Source organism: Caldisalinibacter kiritimatiensis (assembly GCF_000387765.1).
GTDB lineage: Bacteria > Bacillota > Clostridia > Tissierellales > Caldisalinibacteraceae > Caldisalinibacter > Caldisalinibacter kiritimatiensis.
The window spans coordinates 18,178-42,026 of sequence record NZ_ARZA01000269.1; the positions used below are offsets into that span (position 1 = coordinate 18,178).

Here is a 23,849-nt window from a genome sequence, read left to right on the forward strand (position 1 = left end):
ATATTAGGGGGGCATACAGTGGGAAAATTAACAAATAAAATAAAATGGGCATATGCAGTTGGTCAATTTGGATGGTCTATTCTATCGGGGATTATTCAAGTTTGGTTAGTTTGGTTTTACAATCCGCCTTCAACTGTGGATATTCCAGCTTATATTCCTAGAGGTTCTGTATTTGGATTTTTAACTGTTATAGGGCTTATAACGATGTTAGGACGTTTAATGGACTCAATAACCGACCCTTGGATTGCAGGTTTAAGCGACCGTAGTAAGAATCCAAAGGGTAGAAGAATACCCTTTATGAAGGTCGCAGCAGTACCATTTACAGTATTAACATTACTTGTGTTTTTACCACCATCAAATAATTTAACAATTAACACATTCTGGTTAACAACAACATTACTTTTATATTACATATTCTTTACTATGTATGTAACACCATATTTTGCTTTAACATCTGAATTAGGTAAGACTGAAAAGGAACGTATAGATTTATCAACATACATAGCATTAACATGGTTCTTAGGATATATAGTTGCAAGTGGAGCAGCCTACATATGGCCTATTTTTGTAAATATGGGATATTCTCTTACAACATCAATAAGAATTACTCTTGCTTTATTATGTATAGTTGGGTTTATATTTATGATGATACCGGTTTTATTCATTGATGAAAAAAAATATGTAGACTACAAACCTTCTTCTGTAAACTTTATGAAGTCAATAAAATCAACTCTAAGCAACAAGAATTTTTTGATTTTTGAGATATTTTTTCTAGCGTATGGTATAGCTATTACAATTTTTCAAACAGGAAATGTATATTATGTATCAGTACTTTTACAGCTTAATGAAACATGGGTAACAATAGTTACTGCATTAACAGGCATAATAGCATTTTTACTATATCCAGCAGTGAATAAATTTTCTAAAATATATGGGAAAAAGAAGCTTTGTGTGTTTGCAATGATAATGTTAATATTAGCTTATTTTTACTGTTCATTCCTTGGGATTTTTTCATTTTCAGTAACAATTCAAGCTATTATTTTTGTATTATTAGCTGGAGTAGGCTTTGCAGTATTTGGTATATTACCAAACGCTATATGTGCAGATATTGCACATTATGATGGTATAAGAACAGGAGAGAACAAAGCGGGGATGTACTTTGCAGTACAGACCTTTATGAATAAACTTGGACAAATGATTGCTATGGTAGCATTTAGTTCAATACTTTTGTTAGGTAAAGATGTTGGGGATGATTTAGGGATTAGATTGACAGGTGTTGTTGCAGCAATTATTGGGGGAATTGCTTTAGTTATTTTTATGAAATATGAGGAACAACCATCTGAGGAGGAGCAGGTTTGTTAATTTCTGCACTATTGTTTTTGTTTCTTTTAGTTATTATTAGTTCAAATTATTTAATTTCAATACTTGTATTTCTTAAAAGGGTATGATAAAAGAGTCGGGCCAAAGTTTTAGTATTGGTCTGATTCTTTTGTTGTTTTTTGAAAATTAAATTTCAACTTATATTTCCAAATTAAGTTAATTATATATAATACTTTTTAGGTAACATTATTATTATGATAAATTAAATGTAAAGGAGAGTTGTACAAATGCTTCAATCATTGTTAATAGCATTAGTTCTTTCTATAGATTCCTTTACTATAGGAGTATCATATGGTTTAAAAAATATAAACATACCTAAATTGTCCATTGTTATAATCAATTTAGTGACAATTTTTTTCTTATTTATATCAATGGTATTTGGTCATTTTGTAAAGACTTTAATATTTAAGGAATTTGCGTCTATTATTAGCTGTATTATTTTAGTTGGATTAGGGTGTTATTTTATTTTAGAGGGATATATAAAATATTTAATATATGAAAAAAGAAAAAAAGGTGAAGATGACTATAATATTACAGATGTTAAGCTAAATAACTTAGGAATTGTAATTAAAATTGCAGTAGATGCTTCAAAAGCTGATATGGATGTCTCTGGAGATATAGATGCAAAAGAGGCAATATATTTGGGTACTGCTCTATCTTTAGATTCCTTGGGAGTTGGTTTTGCAAGTGCAATTGGAGACATAAACTATATTCAGGTTTTAATATTAGCCTTTTGCTTTAATATGTTAGCAATAATAGGAGGACTTACTTTAGGTCAAAAATTTAAGCTATTTAAAGAAAATAAAGGGACTTATTTTATTCCTGGTCTACTACTTATTATCATTGGATTACTAAAATTAGTATAAAAGTTTTTTATTCTTAATATATTTCCTGTCACTAGTTCTAGTAACCAATCTTTTAAAAAGGCGACTTTAGTGTTTTTTTATGAATACCTCCTATATTAATAGTGAAAAATATATACGAATAAATTGAGATAGGAAGTGATTAAATGGTAACTAACATAACTACTAATAGATTAATAAACGAAAAATCTCCATATCTATTACAACATGCTCATAATCCAGTAGATTGGTATCCTTGGAGTGAAAAAGCATTTGAAAAGGCTAAAATGGAAGACAAACCCGTATTTTTAAGTATTGGTTACTCTACCTGTCATTGGTGCCATGTGATGGAAAGAGAGTCCTTTGAAGACGAAAAAGTTGCAGAAATATTAAATGAGCATTTTATTTCAATTAAAGCAGATAGAGAAGAAAGGCCAGATATAGATAATATCTATATGAACTTCTGCCAAGCAATGACAGGACATGGTGGATGGCCTTTGACAATAATAATGACTCCAGATAAGAAACCATTTTTTGCAGGTACATATATTCCAAAGAAGAGCAAATATGGACGAAAGGGGTTAATAGAATTACTTACCAAGGTAAAGGAAATGTGGCACAATGAAAAAAACACCCTTATAAATTCAAGTAATCAAATACTAAATGCAATAAAAAATTCTATAGAAACTAAAAAAACAGAGGATATAGGGGAAGAAACTGTACATAGAACATATAATGAATTCGATATATTCTATGATAGTTTATATGGAGGATTTGGGCAATCACCTAAATTTCCTACTCCCCATAACTTACTGTTTTTACTTAGGTATTATAAGGCTTATGGTAAAAAAACAGCGTTAGAAATGGTAGAAAAAACCCTTGTATCAATGTATAAAGGTGGAATATTTGACCATGTAGGCTATGGGTTTGCTAGATATTCAGTAGATAATAAGTGGCTAGTACCCCATTTTGAAAAAATGCTTTATGATAATGCTCTTTTAGCTATAGCTTATACTGAAGCATATCAGGTCACAGGTAATAACTTGTTTAAAGAAATAGTTGAAAAGATTTTTACTTATGTATTTAGAGAAATGATGTCAGAAGAAGGTGGATTTTACTCGGCACTAGATGCTGATTCTGAAGGAGAAGAAGGAAAATTTTATCTTTGGACAGTAGAAGAAATAGAATCAGTATTAGGTGAAGAAGATGGTAAACTATATTGTAAATACTATGATATTTCAGAAAGGGGTAATTTTGAGGGGAAAAATATTCCTAATCTAATAAAAACTAATTTAAAAAATATAGAGAAAGATAAGGAACTTAAAAATAAGCTAGAGAGCTTAAATAAAAAATTATATAATTATAGAGAAAGACGAGTTCATCCCCATAAGGATGATAAAATTTTAACTGCATGGAATGGGCTTATGATTGCTGCATTATCAATAGCATCTAGAGTATTTAATAATGAAGAATATAAAGATTCAGCTGAAAAAGCAGTAGATTTTATATATAATAAATTAATAAGTGAAGATGGAAGATTACTTGCCAGATATCGAGATGGGGAAGCTGCATATAATGCATATCTTGATGATTATGCATTTTTAACTTGGGGACTTATGGAGCTTTATACAACTACATTTAAAGTAGAATATCTAGAAAAAGCAATAGAATTAACAGAGAGTATGATAGAGCTATTCTGGGATGAAGGTCATGGTGGCTTTTATTTGAATGGTAAGGATAGCGAACAACTTGTAGTCAGACCAAAAGAGGTTTATGATGGTGCTATACCTTCTGGAAATTCAGTGGCTGCACTAAATATGCTTAAGCTATCTAAAATGATAGGTGATACTAAATTAGAAGAAAAAGTTGATATAATTTTCAAAGTATTTGCAAATAAAGTAAAGAAAGCTCCAAATGGATATTCATATTTTATGCTAGCAGTATTATTTAGTAATGTTTCAGTAAAGGAGATTGTTATAGTAGGGGATAAAGAAGATACTAAAGAGATGTTAAAAATATTGAATAAAAGATTTTTACCTTTCGCAACAGTTGTATTGAATACTGGAAATCACAGATTGTACCATATAGCTCCATTTACAAAGAATCAGGAGCAGATTAATAATAAAGCTACAGCATATATATGTGAAGATTTTACTTGTAATGAGCCAACTAATGAAATAGAAGTATTTAAAAAATTACTAGAATATAAAAAAGATAGCTGAGATGTGATTCTCAGCTATCTTTTTCATTTTAAAACTAATCTTCGATTTCGTATCTGAAAGGATAAACTTCTTCAGCACTTTTCCCAAATTTACTAGCGAACTCTTGAGCATCTATTTCTTCTATGACTCCACCATCTTTGTAAACTTTCATATTCCAAACTTCTCCATTATCTTTAACTAATAGTTCAGCTGGATAAACAGTTCCATCATCAAATCTAACCTTTCCTTTTTTCCAAGGCATTATATTCCTCCTTTCTTTTATATATTTATATTATTTTGTTGAAAGGTTATAAATATTATTAAAAAAGAGTTTTAAATAAAATAATTGATGACAACAAGCGACAAAAATCTGAAAATTAAAAAGTTTACGTAATATACCTATAGATTTTAAATTATGAGGAAAATGTGTTATAATACTGAAATTGGGAGGATATCTGAGAATATATGATATAATTGTATGTGAGTTCTATAAATATTTTGTGATGCATATAAATAAACTCACAGATTCATTGAGTTAAAAGCTTATCAATGATAAAATATAGCGTCAAATTATGTCGAAAAAGGAGGGGTTGCCTATGATAAAATTTGAAGGTATTTCAAAGGTTTATGAAGATGGATTTCGTGCTTTGGATAACATAAACCTTCATGTGAAAAAAGGTGAGCTATTAGTATTAATTGGCCCTAGTGGTTGTGGTAAAACTACAACTATGAGAATGATAAACAGATTAATTGAACCAACGGAAGGTAAAATTTTTATTGATGGAAAAGAGATAAGTACACTTAACCCAGTAGAACTGAGACGTGATATCGGATATGTTATACAACAGATAGGACTTTTACCACATATGACAATAGCAGAAAATGTAGCATTAGTTCCTAAGCTGAAAAAGATGGATGAATCTAAATACATGAAAAGAGTCGACGAGCTTTTAGATATGGTAGCTTTAGATCCTGTTGTATACAAAAACCGTTATCCATCTGAGTTAAGTGGAGGTCAACAGCAAAGAGTTGGAGTTATTAGAGCATTAGCAGCAGATCCTCCTATTATTTTAATGGACGAGCCCTTTAGTGCATTGGACCCTATAAGTCGCGAGCAATTACAAGAGGAATTAGTAAAATTAGAAGAAGAATTAAAAAAGACAATTGTATTTGTAACACACGATATGGACGAGGCATTAAAAATAGCAGATAGAATTTGTATAATGAGAAAAGGGAAAATTGTACAGTTAGACACTCCAGATAAAATTCTTCGTCATCCTAAAAATGAGTTCGTAACATCTTTCATTGGAGAAGAGAGATTAAATAAGTTAAATATACTTCCACCTATTAAAAAACTTATTGAAAAACCTATTACATCTAGACCCGAAAAAGGCTTAGCTGAAGCACTTGAAGAAATGAGAAAAAATAGAGTGGAAACTTTACTTGTAGTTGACAATTCTAAGAAGCTTATGGGGATAGCTGGCATATGGGATCTTCATAAAAACTTTGATAATGAGGATTTAGAATTAAGCGATATTATGAGGACAGATATACCTATGATACAAGAAGATAGACCATTAGAGGAAGCTATAAAGCTGATTACAGAAAATCAGATGTCTTATTTACCAGTAGTAACTGAAAATGGTATTCTGAAAGGAGTACTTACTAGAGCTAGTATAATAGAGCTAATGGCAGAAAATGTTTAAAAATATAAATAGAAAGGAGCTGTTCTATGACAGGAGCAAGTACTTTTATATCAATTTTTAAGGATATAGTTTTAGATAGATGGCCTCAAATATTAGAGGGGACATTAGAGCATATACAATTAACTTTAATAGCGTTATGTTTTGCTGTTCTAGTTGCTGTACCTTTAGGTGTGTTTTTAACTAGAAATAGAAAACTTGCAGACCCAATTATAAGAATAGTATCTATTTTTCAAACCATACCAAGTTTAGCTTTGTTAGGATTTATGATACCACTTTTAGGTATAGGAAAAGTACCAGCTATAGTAGCATTAACTGTCTACGGTCTTTTACCTATATTAAGAAATACGTATACTGGTATTATAAATGTTGATAAGGCAGCGATTGAAGCCGGCAAAGGTATGGGAATGACTTCACTACAAATTTTATTTATGGTAGAAATACCTTTAGCACTTTCGGTTATAATGGCTGGTATTAGAACAGCTAGTGTATTAATTATAGGTGTAGCAACATTGGCTTCAATGATAGGTGCTGGAGGACTAGGAGATTTAATATTTAGAGGTATTCAGACATCTACTACTAGTTTAATACTTGCTGGTGCTGTACCTGCAGCTGTGTTGGCATTAATATTTGATAATGTACTTAAGTTTTTAGAATATAAAGTAACTCCTAAAGGGGTAAGAAAATAAGACCTTACCAAATTAATTTAAATAATTTTTATCTTACCGAATACATTATTAACTTATCTAATTTTAAAATATACTCTTTAGACAATTATATTTAAATACAAACACAAATTCTATAGGCGTGTAGAAGCATATTGTACATTGCAAAAACATGTAAAATTAATGAAAATTAACCAAAAATTAGAAGGAGAGTGGTGAGATGAGAAGAATAGCGTTAATTTTATTATTAGCAATAACTATGTCTACTGTAGTAGGATGTGGTTTTGAAAACAGTGAAAGAATAGTTATAGGAGGAAAAAACTTTACAGAACAAGAGTTGTTAGTGTATTTATTAGAAGGGGTTATTGAAGGCAAAACAGATGTTGAAGTAGAAACTAAACCATACCTTGGTGGAACTAATGTGGTAGATAAAGCGTTAGAAAGAGGAGACCTAGATGTATACGTTGAATACACAGGTACTGCTTTATTAAGTATATTAGGTATGGAAGCTATGAACGACCCAGATGCAGTTTATGAAAAAGTAAAGAAAGTATATGAAGAAGATAGAAATTTAATTTGGTTAGAGCCATTAGGATTTAACAATACTTATACTTTAGCTATGAAGAAAGATAAGGTAGAAGAGTTAGGTATACAAACTTTTTCTGATTTAAAGAAGCATGCACCTAATTTAGTGTTAGCAGGTACTCAAGAGTTTCTTGAAAGAGTTGACGGATATAAAGGCTTGAAAAAAGCATATGATATGAATTTTAAAGATGTGAAGGGAATGGACCCTGGATTAACATATAGGGCTGTAAAAGATGATAAAGTAGATGTTAATACTGCTTTTGCTACGGATGGTAGAATAGCTGCATTTAAGTTAGTGACTTTAAAGGATAATAAAAACTATTTTCCACCATACTATGCAGCTCCAATTATTAGAAAAGATACATTAGAAAAGTATCCTCAATTAGAAGATGCAATTAATTCTTTAGCGGGGAAATTAAATGATGAAGTAATGAGACAATTAAATGCACAAGTAGATATTGAGAAAAAAGATGCTAAAAAAGTAGCTTTAGAATGGTTAAAATCAGAGGGAATAATAGAATAGTTAAGTTTATGGCACACTAGATAGTGTGCCATTTTTAATAACAAATATTTTACATTGAATTTAAAGGTATTTGAATGGATATTATAGAATATACATAAAGGTAGTAGGTTTTATTTAACGTTTAAATATGAAATTATATACATTATTTTAGTATGATAATTAGACCTAAAAATAAATTTTGAAAGGTGGCGTTTGTATATGGCAGATATAATTGATTACAAAATTCATGGAGATGACATGCAAATAGTAGAAATTGAGCTAGACCCAGGTGAAGGTGTAAGAGCAGAAGCAGGTACAATGATGTATATGGATGATGAAATAGTCATGCAAACTTCTACTGGTGGAGGTTTATTTAAAGGATTTAAAAGAATGATTACAGGTGAAAGTTTTTTTATTACTACTTTTATGTATAATGGTAGAGGTAAAGGACATGTAGCTTTTGGTGCCCCTTATCCAGGAAAAATCATACCAATAGAACTAGACAAATTTGGAGGAAGTTTTACGTGTCAAAAGGATGCCTTTTTATGTGCAGCAAGGGGAGTGGAAATAGAAGTAGCATTTACTAGAAAATTAGGAGCAGGTTTCTTTGGAGGAGAAGGTTTTATTCTTCAAAGATTAGAAGGTAATGGTATGGCATTTGTTCATGCTGGTGGTACAATTATAAAAAGGGAACTTTCTCCATATGAGACAATAAAAGTAGATACAGGATGTATAGTTGGATTTTCTAATACAGTGAATTATGATATACAATTTGTTGGAGGATTTAAGAATGCTTTATTTGGAGGAGAAGGATTATTTCTAGCAAATTTAACTGGCCCAGGAACTGTGTACTTACAAAGCTTACCGTTATCAAGACTAGCAGACAGAATTTTATCTTCAGCAAATTTTAGGCAAGTAGGTGAGAAAAAAGGATTAGGAGGAATAGGTGGTAGTTTAATAGATGATATCCTAAGTGGGGACTAAAAAGTAGCCTTAAATGGCTACTTTTTTATTCTATAGGAAAGTATAACTCATTGAATTGCTGGAACATGGATAAATACTGCATCTAAGCAGTACAGAAAATTTTGTAAGAGAATAAAAAATAGGGGTTGTAGGGGACAGGGTCCCCTGCCGTTTTAAGAGGGGTGTTCAGGATGTTAAACATCCGCCGAAGGGGAACTAGGTTCCCCTAGCGGAGCGAGCTATGCTCGCTTTTTTATCTATAATCAACAGAAGGAAATACTAAAAGAAAGTAAAATAAATATACACATGTAAAAATTTACCGAGTTAACTTTGAAACGAAAATACAACTGTAACGTTTACTATTATAGAACAAATAAAACTGGGGTGAAAAAAATGAAACATGTTTCAAGACTTAGGTTTGATTTTACTCAGACCTATAAGGAATTGTGGCCACAAATCTATAAGTTTATATACTATAAGGTACAGAATAAGCAAGAAGCTGAAGAACTTACCCAAGATGTGTTCCAAAAGGTATATAAGCAAATAGAGAAAAATAATATAAGTGAAAATAAAATTAAAGCCTATCTGTATACGTCAGCACGTAATACAGTATATGACACATGGCGAAAGAGAAAAAGACAACCCAATGTAATAATGCTTGAAGAATTAAAAGAAAATGGGTTAGAGCCAAGTGCTAAAAAAGAAAGTATAGAAGACAATATTTTAGTAGAAAAGGCTTTAGAGCAGCTTTCTGAAACAGAAAGGAAAATACTTAAACTTAGAATTATAGAGGGATATAAAATTGATGAAGTGGCAGATATGTTAGATAAGCCAATTGGAACAATTAAAAGTATGCAATATAGAGCACTTAAAAAGCTAAAAAATAGATTAGTAGAAGGAGGTTATTTTAATGAATAAGGATAATAAAAATCTTCAAAAAGAAGAGATAATTAACTCATTCATAGATGATTTAACCAAAGAAATGAAACCAAGGGCATATAAAGAATTAAATGATAAAGAGATTGAGGAGCTAGAAGATTTATTTGAAACTATAAGAGCCGTGAAAAGATTAAAGAAAGATAATAATGAAAAAAGAGTAAAGAATAAAAAGAAATTTTCATTAATAAGATTAACAGCAATAGCTGCTGTGTTAGCTTTAGTAATTACAGCGGGAAGTCTTTTTAGAGTACCTTTTATTAACAATCTAGAAAATAATAACGAAACAGAATTTTTTGGTTCAAATAATATTGTATATGCAATGGTAGAGGCTTATGAAGAGTTAATAAGTTATTCAGGAACTATTGAAATACGCTCATTAAATAATGGAGCGATAGATTATATTGAAACCATAGATGTTAGATATAAAAAGCCTAATAAATACGTTGCAGTTCATGAATATGATGGTTATAAACGAACAATGATAAGTGACGGAGAAAAACTATACACTGTTGAAGGAAATAATGTAACAGTAGATTATAGCAATCCAAAGAAAGAATTGTGGCGCTATCATATAGGTAAGCAGATACAAGAATTAACTCAAGCTGAAGAAGTGATAAAAATAGGAAGTGAAACTATTTTAGGAAGAGAAGCAGATATATTTAAGTATAGATTTGCAGATAGTGATATATATAATAAAATATGGGTAGATAAGAAGACAAAATTACCATTAAAGAAGGAATTAAACTTACCAGAAGATAGAAAACTAATCAATCAGTTTATAAGTTTAGAAATAAATCCTGAAATAGAAGACACAGCTTTCAATTATCAAATAGGGGATAATAAAAATGTAGTACAACTAAATGAAAAAGTAGATATAAGTGAAGTGAAAGAATCATGGAAAGGAACTGAAAAGTTAATTAACCAAGTATCACAAGAATTACAATTAATAAGTACAGTAAGATTAGAAGACAATATTATTTATGATTATTTATTGAAGTTTACTGAAGCAAGTAGTGAAGAATATTTAGATGTGTATGTTACTATTGAACCAAAAACCGATTATTATGTTAAAGATGCTGAACATGGACAATTAGGTACCGGATGGGTAGAAATAAATAAAGATGCAATAAATGTGTTTAAAGTATATATAGGGGAAAGTAACTTAGTTAAGTGGGTTACTAAAGATTTCGAAGTAGTAATGGTAAGTAATATTGATACAGATAAAATGGTTCGAATTTTAGAAAGTATACAGGGAGAGAAAATAAAGCAAATTAATGAAAAAGAATTAAATGAATTAGGTATAAAGCAAGTTCAAACGAAGACTAATCATTAGAATGAAAATGGAAAATATAGTTTGACAGTAGGCAATTGTTAGTATAAAATTATAATAAATTTAAGGTTTTAAGGTAATATAATATTATAAAGCTATGATTGAGAATAGTAAGTGTACTATCTCTCTAAAGCGAGTCGGGGATGGTGTGAGCCCGGTGTGTAGAGGTATACTGAATGGACTCATGAGCGTAAGTCTGAAACTTTAGTAGGGCTTATCGGTTATCCACCGTTATTGGATTAGAGTGGGTCATTTGACCAAGTAGAGTGGTACCACGGAAGAATAACCTTTCGTCTCTAATTTTAGGGATGAAAGGTTTTTTAATTTGTAAGCTAATAGTGAAAAGCAAATAACCAAAAAGGCAGCTTTAGCTGCATTTAAAACTGTAGAAGGAGGTATTAAAATGGGAGATAAAAAAGTAATATTTAGTGGAGTGCAGCCTTCAGGAAAAGTTACTATAGGAAACTATCTTGGAGCTATAAAAAACTGGGTATCATTACAAGATGATTATGATTGTTATTATTGCATAGTTGACCTTCATGCAATTACAGTTCCACAAGTACCTAAAGATTTGAGAAGAAATTCATTAGAATTATTAGCTCAATATATAGCATGTGGTCTTGACCTTGAAAAGAACACTATGTTTATTCAATCCCATGTAAGTGCTCATGCAGAATTAGCTTGGATACTAAATTGTATGACGTATATGGGACAATTAAATAGGATGACTCAGTTTAAGGAAAAGTCAAAAAAGAATGAAGCTAACCTTAATGCAGGTTTATTTACTTATCCGGTTTTAATGGCAGCAGACATATTGCTATATCAAACAGACCTTGTTCCAGTAGGAGAAGACCAAAAACAACATTTAGAATTAGCTAGAGATTTAGCAGAAAGATTCAATAATAGATATAGTGAGACCTTTAAAGTACCAGAGCCATATATAGCAAAAGTTGGAGCGAGGATAATGAGCTTACAAGACCCAACTAGTAAGATGTCAAAATCAGATGAAAACGAAAATAGCTATATATTACTTACAGATACTCCAGATGCCATAAGAAGAAAGGTTAAAAGAGCGGTTACTGATTCATTAAATAGAATTAAATATTGTGATGAACAACCAGGAATAAAGAATTTATTAAATATATATTCAAAGATTACAGGAGAAAGTATGGAAGAAATTGAACAGAGATACGAAGGAGAAGGATATGCTAAATTCAAAAAAGATTTAGCAGAGATAATAGTAGAAGAATTAAGACCAATAAGGGAAAAAGTAGAAGACTTAATGAAAAATAAAGATTATTTAGAAAAGGTTTATATGGAAGGTGCTAATAAAGCAGAAAGAGCAGCTTGGAAAACTTTAAGAAAAGTATATAGAAAAGTTGGGTTTATACAGAAAAAATTTAAATAAATAAAAGGTCGCTACATATGTAGCGACCTTTTATTTATTTTGTAGTATTCATAGCTTTTTCAGCAAATTCAGTTGTAACTATTTTTTCATAAGGTGCTCTTTCATCAAGCTCACCTGCTAATTCCATTATTTCCATCAAGTGATTTAATCCTTCTTCAGTTAGTACAGGGTCCGGCTTCCAAGTATCTTGTTCTTTATATCTGTTTACCACAGTAATAAGAATATCTTTATCTGCATCTGGGAAATGTGGTTGTATAGCTTCAGCAACTTCTTCACTTGAGTGGTTTTGTACCCATAACATACCTTTGTAAATAGCATTAGTAAATCCTTGTATTATGTCTGGATTTTCTTCAATATAGCTCTTTGTAGCACTGTAACAAGTATAAGGGATATATCCTCCTTCTTTACCTATTGAAGCTACTATATATCCTTTACCTTCCTTTTCAAGTAATGAAGCAGTTGGTTCAAATAGTGTTGTATAATCTCCTTCTCCACCAGTAAAAGCTCCTGCCATTACTGCAAATTGTATGTCAGTCCTTACATTTACATCTTTACCAGGCATTAAATCGTGTTTTTTTAGAACATATTCTAAAGTCATTTCAGGCATACCGCCTTTACGTCCACCAATAATAGTTTTACCTTTTAATTTATCAAAGGTAAAGTCAGGATCCTTTTCTCTTCCTACTAAGAAAGAACCATCCTTTTGAGTTAATTGAGCAAAGTTTATTGCATAATCTTTTCTACCTTGATTATAAACATAAATTGATGCTTCAGGACCCATGAAACCGATATCCGCTTGACCACTTAGTAGTGCAGTCATTGATTTATCTGCACCTTTTCCATTAGATAGTTCAATTTTTATTCCTTCTTCTTCAAAGAAGCCCTTTGTCATGGCTACATATTGTGGAGCATAGAATACCGAGTGAGTTACTTCAACTAATCTTACAGTAGTTAATTTATCCTTTTGGCAGCCAATTAGAAGCGTAGATGTCATAAAAATAAGTACAACGATGAAAGAAATAAATTTAAATTTTTTCACTTTAATTCCTCCCTAAAAATTAAATTAGCTATATAGACATTATATTCAACAAATGAATTATGGTTACAAAAATTGGTTAGTATCTATATTTAATCAAAGTTGAATATAGAAGGAGTTTATAGCATAAGATATAGAAATATCAGGGAGGTTTTAGAATGGAGTTAAATATAAAAGTTGATAATAATAAAACTAGATATGGTTTTATTAAGGGGAAAATAGGTCCTTATAGATGGTTTGCTCTTGTACATAAAAAAGATGTTGACTATGGTATTAATCCTAAAACTTTAGAAAAAGGAAAAGGAAGGATAGTACGGTTGTGCATATATGAAGAAGTAACAAAAGAATATAGATTAAATAAAGATGAGATATATACAAAAAGGTATATATATGCTAATTATCAAAGACGATGGGATGTAAAAAGTAAAGAGTATATTCATATTGTAAAGAGGTTAGTAGAGTATTTAGAGAGAAGATATAGTTTAAAGGTAATTAAGTAATAATTCCAAGTAAATTATCATAAATAGGAAGGAAAAATTATTTTACTGTAGAAGTCTATAATAAAGTATAAATAAAACTTGACGAATGATAAAGAAAAATTATAATAGATAATATGACAAGTTTTAGCAAGTTAAAACCATAGTCAATAAATACTGAAGAGGTGCATTATGAATATACCAAATATATTGACAACCATTAGATTTTTCTTAGTACCAACGTTTATATATGTATTTTATACACCTTCCATTGAAAATAATGTTTTAATTGCTACTTTTGTTTTTATACTAGCTGGTATAACTGATGTTTTAGATGGTTATATAGCAAGGACTTATAACATGGTGACTAAGTGGGGTATAGCTTTAGACCCTTTAGCTGACAAACTCATGCAGCTTACTGTTTTAATTTGCTTTACGGATAAAGGATATTTACCTGTTTGGGTGATTTTAGTTGTAGGAGTTAAAGAGCTACTTATGATAGCTGGGGCACTATTTTTATACTATTTTGTAGACCGTACAGTAATTCCTTCGAATAGATATGGAAAAGCAGCAACAGTATTTTTCTATGTAGCGATATTAGTAATAGCTATAGATATAAGTCCAATAATTAATTATTTCTTTGTTTTATTAGCAGTTACAACAACTGTGATAGCATTTATAAATTATTTAATAGGATTTAAAGAAATAAATGAAAATAGCTGTGAAAATAAAAATGTTGACAAATAAAGTCTATTGTATATAATATAAAGTAAATTGTATATAATAAAAGCTGTGAAGGAGAGGAGTAGATAAACATCCTTTAAAGAGAGTGGAATCCTCGGCTGAAAGATTTCACAAGGCTCTGTTTATTGAAGGTAGCTCTGGAGCTGTCAAGCTGAAATAAAGTAGGCTTGAACGGTTGTATCCGTTATCTAAAGAGTGCTATATTTTGCTTGAAAGCAGAATATAGAAATAAGGTGGTACCGCGAATAATACCCTTCGTCCTTAACTGGATGAAGGGTTTTTTTTATTGGGAGGCTGAGGTATATGTTTAACATAGGGGCGTTTATGTTTGTTTTAAGTGGGTTTATAGTGTTTGGTTCAGATATACAGTATAGAAAAGGAAAGATTAATTCACTTAAATCATTGTTAGTAGTTAAATCCATAGGTTTATTAATGGCTGTAATAGGAGCAATATTAATGTTTTATGGTAAATAGTTATTAAGTTACAAACAAAAATTGATAGGAGGGATAAGTAGTGGGAAAAAACTTAGCTAAAAAGTATAATCCTAAGGAATTTGAAGAGAGAATATATAAATATTGGAATGAAAATGGATATTTTAAAGCAGAACCAAATGAAGAGAAAGAACCTTTTACTATAATGATGCCACCACCAAATGTAACAGGTAAACTTCATATGGGTCATGCCCTTAATAATACAATACAGGATACCCTAATTAGATGGAAGAGAATGGAAGGTTATGAGACTCTATGGCTTCCAGGAACTGACCATGCGAGTATTTCAACAGAGGCTAAGGTTGTGGCTAAAATAGAGTCTGAAGGCAAGAGTAAAAAAGAATTAGGGAGAGAAAAATTCCTAGAAGAAGCCTGGGCTTGGACAGAAGAGTATGGTGGGAATATAAGAAACCAGCTTAAAAAACTAGGCGTTTCTTGTGACTGGACAAAAGAAAGATTTACTTTAGACAAAGGGTTAAGTAAAGCTGTTGAAGAAGTTTTCATCAGATTATATGAAAAAGGGTTAATTTACAGAGGAGATAGAATTATAAACTGGTGTCCTAGTTGCGGAACAGCTCTATCGGATGCTGAGGTTGAGCACGAAGAGAAGCAGGGTAAGTTATGGCATATAAAATATCCAGTTAAAGATAGTGACGAATATATAGTAATAGCAACTACTAGACCTGAAACTATGCTTGGAGACCTTGCTGTAGCAGTACATCCAGAGGATGAAAGATATAAACATTTAATAGGTAAAAAAGTTGTATTACCATTAGTTAATAGAGAAATACCTATAATTGCAGATGAATATGTTGAGATGGAATTTGGTACAGGAGCAGTAAAGATAACTCCATCCCATGACCCAAATGACTTTGAAGTAGGAGCAAGACATAATTTAGGGCAATTAAAAGTTATGAATGATGACGCATCAATAAATGAGCATGGTGGTAAGTATCAAGGATTAGATAGATATGAAGCTAGAAAACAAATTGTTAATGATTTAGATGAACAAGGTTATTTAGTTAAAATAGAAGACCATACTCATAATGTTGGACATTGTGAGAGATGTAAGACAGTTGTAGAGCCTATTATATCTAAGCAATGGTTCGTATCAATGAAAACATTAGCTGAACCAGCTATGAAAGCATATAAAGAGGGAAAAGTTAAATTTGTGCCAGAAAGATTCGGGAAAATTTATATGCACTGGCTAGAAAACATAAGAGACTGGTGTATATCAAGACAATTATGGTGGGGACATAGATTACCAGTTTACTATTGTCAAGATTGTGATGAAGTTATAGTGTCAAGAGAAACTCCTGAAAAATGTAGTAACTGTGAAAGCACAAATATTAAGCAGGACCCAGATACATTGGATACTTGGTTCTCATCTGCATTGTGGCCATTTTCTACATTAGGTTGGCCAGAAGAGACAGAAGAACTTAAATACTTCTATCCTACAGATGTATTAGTTACAGGATATGATATTATATTCTTCTGGGTTATAAGAATGGTATTTTCAGGATTAGAACACATGGGAGAAGTACCATTTAATGATGTAGTAATAAATGGACTAGTTAGGGATGCGCAAGGTAGAAAAATGAGTAAGTCACTTGGCAATGGAATAGACCCACTTGAAATAATAGATAAATATGGCTCAGACGCATTAAGATTTACGTTAGTTACAGGAAATACACCAGGTAATGATATGAGATTCCATATGGAAAGGGTAGAGGCAAGTAGAAACTTTGCTAATAAGTTATGGAATGCAACAAGATTTGTTATTATGAATCTAGGAGACGAAATAATTAGTGAAGAAGAAGCTAAAGAGTTATTAAGAGAAGAAGATAAATGGATTATTTCAAGAATAAACGACGTAGTTAAAGAAGTAACTGAAAATTTAAGAAAATACGAATTAGGTATGACAGCTCAAAAAATATATGACTTTACGTGGAATGAATACTGTGACTGGTACATCGAGATGGTAAAAACAAGGCTATATGGAGAAGACGAAAATGAAAAGAATACAGCTAGATATGTATTATTAACAGTATTAAAAGATATATTAAAACTACTTCATCCATTTATGCCGTTTATAACTGAAGAAATATGGAATCATCTTCCTGGAACTGAAAAGAGTTTAATAGTTTCAGAATGGCCAAAGCATAAAGAAGAAAACAACTATGAAGATTCAGTAAGAAGAATTAGTTTTGTAATGGAGGCTATTAAGAGCATAAGAAACATCAGAGCAGAAATGAATGTAGTACCTTCTAAGAAGGCAAAAGTGATTTTTGTAACAACTAATGAAGAAATAAAAGATACTCTATTAAAAGGAGAAGAATTCTTTGTAAATCTAGCATCTGCTTCACAAATAGAGGTTAAAGAAAACAAAGACAATATTGGTGAAGACGCTATGTCTGCAGTAGTAGAAAGCTGTCAGATATTCTTACCATTAGAAGAATTAGTAGATATAAAAAAAGAAATTGAAAGATTAGAGAAAGAGAAGGAAAGATTAGATAAAGAATTAGATAGAGTAAATAAAAAGCTATCAAATGAAGGATTTGTAAATAAAGCTCCTGAGCATGTTGTTAATGCAGAAAGAGAGAAAAAGGTTAAGTATCAGCAGATGATGGATAAAGTATTAGAAAGATTGAATAATTTAAAAAACAGATAAGGAATAGGGCCTAAGCACAGGCCCTTTTTTATAACACATAGGAAATTATAATCAAATTAAATTTGCGGATAAAATATAATTTCCGTTATGTGTTTCAAAAAAGTCAACCTAGAGAATCTTCCATTTTAATGGAAGACTTTTTTATTAACAAAATTTAATAAAAAATATCAGGCATATAATATCAAAACATTCAGAAAAGTGCTAATATATCTATAAGGGGGGAATAAAAATGGGAAATGATAATAAAAAAAGCCTTAAGAAGACTATATCATTTTTTATAATAACTTTAGCTATAATATTCATATTACATGTATTATTCAATATTCAGATAATATTAAAACAACCATCTGAAAGTTGGAGTAAAGGTGTTGATTTAAGCGTTACTACTTTTAATAGACCAGTTTCTGCACAGTTTATAACTAAAGATATTGGAATATTAGTGTACCCAGTTAAGGATGGTAAGAAAGTATTAGGAGTTACTAAAGTAGATGAAAAGTTGAATGTTATTGATACATATGAAGTTGGTTTTGAGATGTTTAATTTTAATAAAGTTAAAAAGAATGATTTTGTTTTCAAAAACAAATATATTTTTTGGAGAAATTATAGTAATAACAATTTATACATTTCAGAGTTTGACGAAGAATTTAAGAGTATTATTAATAGTAGAAAAATATTTGAAGGTGTAAAAGGGTTTAGTGTGGTTAATAAGGACAATGTTTATTATATTGCATTAATAAATTTAGATGAAGAAGTAGAAGTTTATAAAATAAAAAATAATCATAAACAAAAAATTGATACTCCTAAAGATATTAAGAATGTTCAAATGACAAATTTAATAAGGCATAATGATAAATTATATTTACAAATAGTTAATGAGGAAAGAAAAGATAGCTTTAAAAAACAGGTTAATATAGCTGAATATTCTAATGAAAGAATAATAGGTATACAGCGAATAGGTTCTATATCTACAAATACACAGGTAGATATAGAGGATATAATATTAGGTGTTGACAAAGATTTTGTTTATTCTTTTACGATAATGCAAGTTCAAGGAGAAAGGACATATAAATACATTATTGACGGTTATAATAGAAACAATAATACTCAGCTTGAAAGAATGGAGATTAAAGCTTATAAAAGATATACAGACAAAGTTTTTACTAGTGTACCGATATTAGCTAATTCACATACCGAGAACTTAAAAGTTTTTACTACTGCAAATACTGATTTAGATATATATAATGTTAATTCAAATGGAATAAAAATGACTTTAAATGGGAATGAAATAAAAAATATAGAACTTATGACAAATACAAATTCATGGTCACACCAGTTATCTTTAATTGATAATGGGAGTATAAAACATATTTTTTGGCTTGAACCAAATGGGTTTGGGAAAGGTTCAATGATTAAAGGTGCAACCAATAATAAAATGGCGTTTGATATATTAAATAAATTTGAGTTAAAGGATTTGAAAATAGCAATTTATAGAGAAATACCTGTATTTTCATATCTATTCTTGTTATTAGGAGCATCTCAATTATTAAATTCACTACCAGTGCTAATATGGTTGGGAATAATATTCTTTTTCTCTAGCTATTTTGAAGAAAAACCTAAAGTGGCTATTATACCAGGTATAGTTCTGAACTTTATATGTCAGATATTGTACGTGAATTCATTTTATACATATGATAAGATAATTTATTTTCCAGAGTTACTCAAATATACAGGACTAAAAGTCATTATTCCTATTATTATGACTATACTAGGATATTTAGTTATGAAAATATATAAGAATGAATACAATGATGCTTCATTATCTCGTATGTATTTAGTATTTTGGGCTTTTAGTTATGTATTTGCAAATTATATTTATGCTCCATATTTGTTTATTAAATAGTATATAGATGTGAATGAATAAAATAAATTAAGAGGTAGAACATTTTGGGATGGCAGCTTTATAGCTGCTATCTTTAAGTTTTTCTTGTTTTATTTAATTAGTAATTATAAAATATAGAATATACTAAGTATCAGGAGTGAGAATATGAAGTATAATGAAGCACTTGAATATATTCACAGTACTAGAAAATTTGGAAGTAAATTAGGGCTAGAAAATATAAGAAAATTACTAGAGTTGTTAGGCAATCCTCATAAAGAATTAAAAATTATACATATAGCAGGGACAAATGGAAAAGGTTCTACTTCATCTTTTATTGCTAGTATTCTTAAAGAAGGAAATTTTAAGGTAGGTTTATTTACTTCTCCTTATTTAGAAAAGTTCACAGAAAGGATAAGAATTAACGGGGAATATATAAAGGAAGAAGAACTTGCTGAAATAACGGAGATGGTTAAAGATAAAGTAAAAGCAATGTTACGAAAAGGATATAATCATCCTACAGAATTTGAAATAGTTACTGCTATAGCTTTTATGTATTATAAAAAACAGAAAGTAGATTATGTAGTATTAGAGGTTGGTCTTGGAGGTAGATATGATTCCACTAATATAATAGATACTCCTTTAGCTTCAGTGATTACTCCTATTTCATTAGACCATATGCATATACTTGGAGATACTTTAGGTAAAATTGCATATGAAAAGGCAGGTATTATTAAAGACAATAGTATTGTAATTTGCCATCCTCAGGAAAATGAAGCTATAGAGGTTATAAAGAAAGTTGCTAAAGAAAAAAGTTCAGAAATTATCATAGCACCAATCAATAATGCTAGGATTGAAAATATAAGCTCAACAGGAAGTGAGTTTAGCTTTAAATATAGAAACAATAACTTTAAGCGTTTGAATATAAGACTTTTAGGAAGACATCAAATAAATAATGCGATTGTTGCTCTGATTACAATTTTAGAGCTTAAAGAAAAGGGGTTAGTTAATATATCATATAATTCAATTATAAAAGGATTAGAAAATACTAAATGGAAAGGTAGATTAGAAGTATTAATGCAAAATCCTACCTTTGTCATAGATGGAGCTCATAATCGTCAAGGTTCTGAGAGTTTAAAAAAGGCTATTACAGAATTATTTAAATATGATAGATTAATTTTAGGTATGGGAATTTTGAGAGATAAAGAAGTAGAATATATTATACAAAACTTAGCTCCATTGGCTGACCAAGTTATTGTAACTGAAGCAAATAGTCCTAGAACACTAAAAGCAGAAGAATTAGCTGAAAGTGTAAGAGAATACAATGAGAATATAATTATAAAGAATAAATTAGAAAGTGCAATAGATAGAGCATTTGATATGGCAGACAAAAAAGATTTGATTGTATTTTCAGGTTCACTGTATTTAATAGGTGATGTAAGAAAATATATAAAAAATAAATAGTTATTATTTTCTCCTTATTGAATAAACTAATAATATATATTCATAGGGAGGATTTTTATGTCTATAATCGATTTTACCCCCTATAAAGGGTTAAGTGATGATGAACTTTTAAATATTGCGTATCAAAAGATATTAAATCTTAGACAATTATCTAATGATAATAAATATATAGAATATTGGGAAGTAGCTATGGAGCTAAATGAAATGATTAGAGAAATAAAGAATAGAGGATTAAAAATAGATAGAGCAAGTTTTATTAATAGAATATTTGTTTAATAAATTTCTTTGAATACTCACCTTACAAGAAATGCTGCATAAACTAGATTATAGGTAATAGCACTTAGAGGTGATATAGATGTGTACTTGTAAGGGGAGGTTAATAGTAGCAAATATGGGGGATGACTCTTTATCTATTTTAGATATAAAGAGTTTATCTGTTATAGATACAATTTCACTAGGACCTATGGCAAGAAATTTTAAAAATAAAAATTTATATATAAATGGTACACGTATAGGACCCCATTGTATAGTATCAGATGAGTGTAATATAGTTTATTCAGTAAACTCTTATCATAATAGCTTATTTAAAGTAAACATTGAAAATAAAGAGATTGAAGACATAGTTTATGTAGGTACATGTCCTAGCCATGTGGAAATAAATGAAGACTTAATATTTGTTACTAATAGTGATTCAAATTCTGTATCAATTATAGATAAAAATAAATTTAACTTAGTAGCTAATATTCCAGTAAGTGACAAACCACACGATATAAAGTTAGATAAGGAGGATAATAAGCTATATATAACTAATAATGAAGGAGATAGTTTACATGTAATTTTATTAGATGACTTTCAAGAAAAAGAGATTAGATTAAGTAGTAATCCTCTTCATATTATAATTAAGCAACATAAATTATATATTTTATCATCTAGAATTAATGGAATATCAAAAAGTAGCATAACTATCTTAAATAAAGAATCATATAAGCTTATCAACAAATTAAATATAGAAGGAATAGTTGTAGATATGATAGTTATGACGAATGGAAAAGTATTATATGCAACTAACGCAGAAGATGGATATTTATATAAAATTAATATAAATGATAATAGAGTGATTGGTAAGTATTTCTTAGGAGGAATGCCTAATGTTATGTTATGGGATGGTAGAGATTTAATTTATATAACTAATGCATATAATAATTACTTAACAGTATTTGATATAACTAAAGAAGAAATAGTAAAAAATATTAAGGTAGGCATAGAACCGGCAGGAATGTTGATTGTATAAACCAGAAGAGGGACTGAAGTCCCTCTTTAATTATTAGTAAGTAAATCTAATATTTTTTTGTAAATGTCTTGAGGATTTTCTTTCCATTTTTTGCATATCATTTTGGCTTGTTTATTTGATACTACGTTTAAAGACAGATTAAACAAAGTAATATCATTTTCAATTACTTTTAAGTTAACAATGTATTCAGCATCATTTTTTTTGTAGTAATTTCCGATTATTTGAGTTTCTTTTATCATTTCTTCTTTTTTCTTTTCGGTCATTGTATCAATTTTTTCTTTTACTTCTTTAGGTATTCTATCAATGAAAAAGTTAAGAGTTTCACTACCTGCTTTTGATAAGTGATAATATTCATTTCCATCCTTTGTTGTAAATTCAAGAAATTTTGAAGCTACTAACTCACTAAGAAATTGTTGTACCATAAAATAGTTCATATAATTATTCTCTAAGACAAGTTGAGTAATATCTGAATTAGTCATTGGTATATCAATTCTGTCGAGAATATATAAAAGTAGTAATTTGTGTTGTGCTAATTCTTTAGGATTATCTGTAAACATTTTACCACCTTCTTTTTTATTACCTATATTAGATTATACCATATAAAAAAGGAGAAGTGATAAAAATATCACTTCTCCTTTTTTAAATATTTTATATTATTTTCCTGACATTTGTCTTTCAGCTTGCTCAACAAGCCTTTTAGTCATATATCCACCTACATAACCGTTTTGTCTAGAACTTAAGTTTCCTTTATCTATATTTTCATAGTTAGATAATCCTAATTCATTGGCGATTTCTATTTTCATTTGGTTAAGAGCTTGCCTAGCTTCAGGAACAATTATTCTATTACCTCTTCTAGCCATTGTATACCCTCCCAAATAGATATTATAAACAGCATCTATGTTTGATACTGTATTATTAATATAACCTATATTTAAAACAAATATGTTAGCAATAAAATAAAATATGAATAAATAATACTGTTTAAGCATATAATTAATATTTAAGGAAATTTTTAAAAATCCTGGAGATATGATTTTCTCCAGGATAATGAAACTAAGTTAATTTATCTTTAATAGGGACTTTTACATCTCCTCTAGTACCATGCTTATGCACACTGTTTAATTGAGTCTTTTGAGATTTTGCTTCTCGGTGATAATGGCGTTCATCATTAGTTATGTTTATAGCGGAGTATTCAACCTGCTTACCTTTAACATTTGTAAATCTACTTTTTCTTATAGACAAAATACACACTCCTTTAAATATAAACAGATATTATCATCT

General features: G+C 29.7%; 23 protein-coding genes and 2 other annotated features. Of the genes, 18 read left to right on the top strand and 5 right to left on the bottom strand.

From position 1 onward, the window contains the following. Positions 1-18: 18 nt before the first annotated feature. The 3 genes from L21TH_RS12355 to L21TH_RS12365 all read left to right on the top strand — a co-directional run bounded on the left by L21TH_RS12355 (position 19) and on the right by L21TH_RS12365 (position 4,444). Complete coding sequence (locus tag L21TH_RS12355) at positions 19-1,362, top strand: MFS transporter (RefSeq protein ID WP_006317026.1); 1,344 nt, start codon at positions 19-21, stop codon at positions 1,360-1,362. A 245-nt stretch (positions 1,363-1,607) separates the two neighbouring features. Then, the gene (ytaF, locus tag L21TH_RS12360) at positions 1,608-2,246 is read left to right on the top strand and encodes a sporulation membrane protein YtaF (RefSeq protein WP_006317027.1); all 639 of its coding nucleotides are present in this window, start codon (positions 1,608-1,610) and stop codon (positions 2,244-2,246) included. Positions 2,247-2,389: 143 nt separating this feature from the next. Beyond that, entirely contained in the window at positions 2,390-4,444 is a 2,055-nt protein-coding gene (locus L21TH_RS12365) for a thioredoxin domain-containing protein (RefSeq protein ID WP_006317029.1), read from the top strand. Positions 4,445-4,478: 34 nt separating this feature from the next. Here L21TH_RS12365 and L21TH_RS12370 read toward each other — a convergent pair whose 3' ends face one another. Then, the gene (locus L21TH_RS12370) at positions 4,479-4,685 is read right to left on the bottom strand and encodes a hypothetical protein (RefSeq protein WP_006317031.1); all 207 of its coding nucleotides are present in this window, start codon (positions 4,683-4,685) and stop codon (positions 4,479-4,481) included. A 334-nt stretch (positions 4,686-5,019) separates the two neighbouring features. On the opposite strand from L21TH_RS12370, the gene L21TH_RS12375 reads away from it, so the two are divergent. The 7 genes from L21TH_RS12375 (at position 5,020) to trpS (ending at position 12,518) form a co-directional block, all read left to right on the top strand. After that, positions 5,020-6,129 carry an ABC transporter ATP-binding protein gene (locus tag L21TH_RS12375; RefSeq protein WP_006317033.1) on the top strand — a complete coding sequence of 370 codons (1,110 nt, stop codon included), beginning with the start codon at positions 5,020-5,022 and terminating at the stop codon, positions 6,127-6,129. Positions 6,130-6,155: 26 nt separating this feature from the next. Then, positions 6,156-6,815, top strand: coding sequence for an ABC transporter permease (locus L21TH_RS12380; RefSeq protein ID WP_006317035.1), 660 nt, complete (start codon positions 6,156-6,158; stop codon positions 6,813-6,815). A 196-nt stretch (positions 6,816-7,011) separates the two neighbouring features. Then, positions 7,012-7,899 (top strand): ABC transporter substrate-binding protein, encoded by an 888-nt coding sequence (locus L21TH_RS12385; protein WP_006317036.1) that lies wholly within the window; start codon positions 7,012-7,014, stop codon positions 7,897-7,899. A 198-nt stretch (positions 7,900-8,097) separates the two neighbouring features. Then, a complete protein-coding gene (locus L21TH_RS12390; protein ID WP_006317037.1) occupies positions 8,098-8,862 on the top strand; it encodes a TIGR00266 family protein in 765 nt (254 codons plus the stop codon). Positions 8,863-9,234: 372 nt separating this feature from the next. Next, complete coding sequence (locus tag L21TH_RS12395) at positions 9,235-9,759, top strand: RNA polymerase sigma factor (RefSeq protein ID WP_006317038.1); 525 nt, start codon at positions 9,235-9,237, stop codon at positions 9,757-9,759. Beyond that, complete coding sequence (locus L21TH_RS12400; protein WP_006317039.1) at positions 9,752-11,113, top strand: sigma-E factor regulatory protein RseB domain-containing protein; 1,362 nt, start codon at positions 9,752-9,754, stop codon at positions 11,111-11,113. The genes L21TH_RS12395 and L21TH_RS12400 overlap by 8 nt, the downstream gene beginning before the upstream one ends. A gap of 85 nt (positions 11,114-11,198) precedes the next feature. Beyond that, positions 11,199-11,411: a binding site (T-box leader), on the top strand. A gap of 102 nt (positions 11,412-11,513) precedes the next feature. Continuing rightward, a complete protein-coding gene (gene trpS, locus L21TH_RS12405) occupies positions 11,514-12,518 on the top strand; it encodes a tryptophan--tRNA ligase (RefSeq protein ID WP_006317042.1) in 1,005 nt (334 codons plus the stop codon). 34 nt (positions 12,519-12,552) lie between these two features. On the opposite strand, the gene L21TH_RS12410 is transcribed toward trpS, so the two are convergent. Further along, on the bottom strand, positions 12,553-13,557 hold the full coding sequence (locus L21TH_RS12410) for an ABC transporter substrate-binding protein (RefSeq protein WP_006317043.1): 1,005 nt from the start codon (positions 13,555-13,557) through the stop codon (positions 12,553-12,555). Between the two features lie 155 nt (positions 13,558-13,712). Here L21TH_RS12410 and L21TH_RS12415 point away from each other — a divergent pair, with 155 nt between their 5' ends. The 8 genes from L21TH_RS12415 to L21TH_RS12445 all read left to right on the top strand — a co-directional run bounded on the left by L21TH_RS12415 (position 13,713) and on the right by L21TH_RS12445 (position 22,568). Then, entirely contained in the window at positions 13,713-14,054 is a 342-nt protein-coding gene (locus L21TH_RS12415; protein ID WP_006317044.1) for a hypothetical protein, read from the top strand. 168 nt (positions 14,055-14,222) lie between these two features. Further along, on the top strand, positions 14,223-14,777 hold the full coding sequence (pgsA, locus tag L21TH_RS12420) for a CDP-diacylglycerol--glycerol-3-phosphate 3-phosphatidyltransferase (protein WP_006317045.1): 555 nt from the start codon (positions 14,223-14,225) through the stop codon (positions 14,775-14,777). Between the two features lie 36 nt (positions 14,778-14,813). Continuing rightward, positions 14,814-15,040 (top strand) — a binding site (T-box leader). 37 nt (positions 15,041-15,077) lie between these two features. Continuing rightward, entirely contained in the window at positions 15,078-15,248 is a 171-nt protein-coding gene (locus L21TH_RS14380) for a hypothetical protein (protein ID WP_006317047.1), read from the top strand. A 40-nt stretch (positions 15,249-15,288) separates the two neighbouring features. Further along, positions 15,289-17,937: a valine--tRNA ligase gene (locus L21TH_RS12425; protein WP_006317054.1), complete on the top strand. Its 2,649-nt coding sequence runs from the start codon at positions 15,289-15,291 to the stop codon at positions 17,935-17,937. Between the two features lie 229 nt (positions 17,938-18,166). Next, entirely contained in the window at positions 18,167-19,837 is a 1,671-nt protein-coding gene (locus L21TH_RS12430) for a hypothetical protein (RefSeq protein ID WP_006317056.1), read from the top strand. 144 nt (positions 19,838-19,981) lie between these two features. After that, positions 19,982-21,277: a bifunctional folylpolyglutamate synthase/dihydrofolate synthase gene (locus L21TH_RS12435; protein WP_006317061.1), complete on the top strand. Its 1,296-nt coding sequence runs from the start codon at positions 19,982-19,984 to the stop codon at positions 21,275-21,277. Between the two features lie 57 nt (positions 21,278-21,334). Further along, positions 21,335-21,553 (top strand): hypothetical protein, encoded by a 219-nt coding sequence (locus tag L21TH_RS12440; protein WP_006317063.1) that lies wholly within the window; start codon positions 21,335-21,337, stop codon positions 21,551-21,553. Positions 21,554-21,632: 79 nt separating this feature from the next. Next, entirely contained in the window at positions 21,633-22,568 is a 936-nt protein-coding gene (locus tag L21TH_RS12445) for a YncE family protein (RefSeq protein ID WP_006317065.1), read from the top strand. A 26-nt stretch (positions 22,569-22,594) separates the two neighbouring features. On the opposite strand, the gene L21TH_RS12450 is transcribed toward L21TH_RS12445, so the two are convergent. The 3 genes from L21TH_RS12450 to L21TH_RS12460 all read right to left on the bottom strand — a co-directional run bounded on the left by L21TH_RS12450 (position 22,595) and on the right by L21TH_RS12460 (position 23,810). After that, on the bottom strand, positions 22,595-23,125 hold the full coding sequence (locus L21TH_RS12450) for a DUF4364 family protein (RefSeq protein WP_006317066.1): 531 nt from the start codon (positions 23,123-23,125) through the stop codon (positions 22,595-22,597). A gap of 96 nt (positions 23,126-23,221) precedes the next feature. Beyond that, positions 23,222-23,428 (bottom strand): alpha/beta-type small acid-soluble spore protein, encoded by a 207-nt coding sequence (locus tag L21TH_RS12455; RefSeq protein ID WP_006317069.1) that lies wholly within the window; start codon positions 23,426-23,428, stop codon positions 23,222-23,224. Between the two features lie 193 nt (positions 23,429-23,621). Beyond that, positions 23,622-23,810 carry a hypothetical protein gene (locus L21TH_RS12460; protein WP_034430150.1) on the bottom strand — a complete coding sequence of 63 codons (189 nt, stop codon included), beginning with the start codon at positions 23,808-23,810 and terminating at the stop codon, positions 23,622-23,624. Between the last annotated feature and the right edge of the window lie 39 nt (positions 23,811-23,849).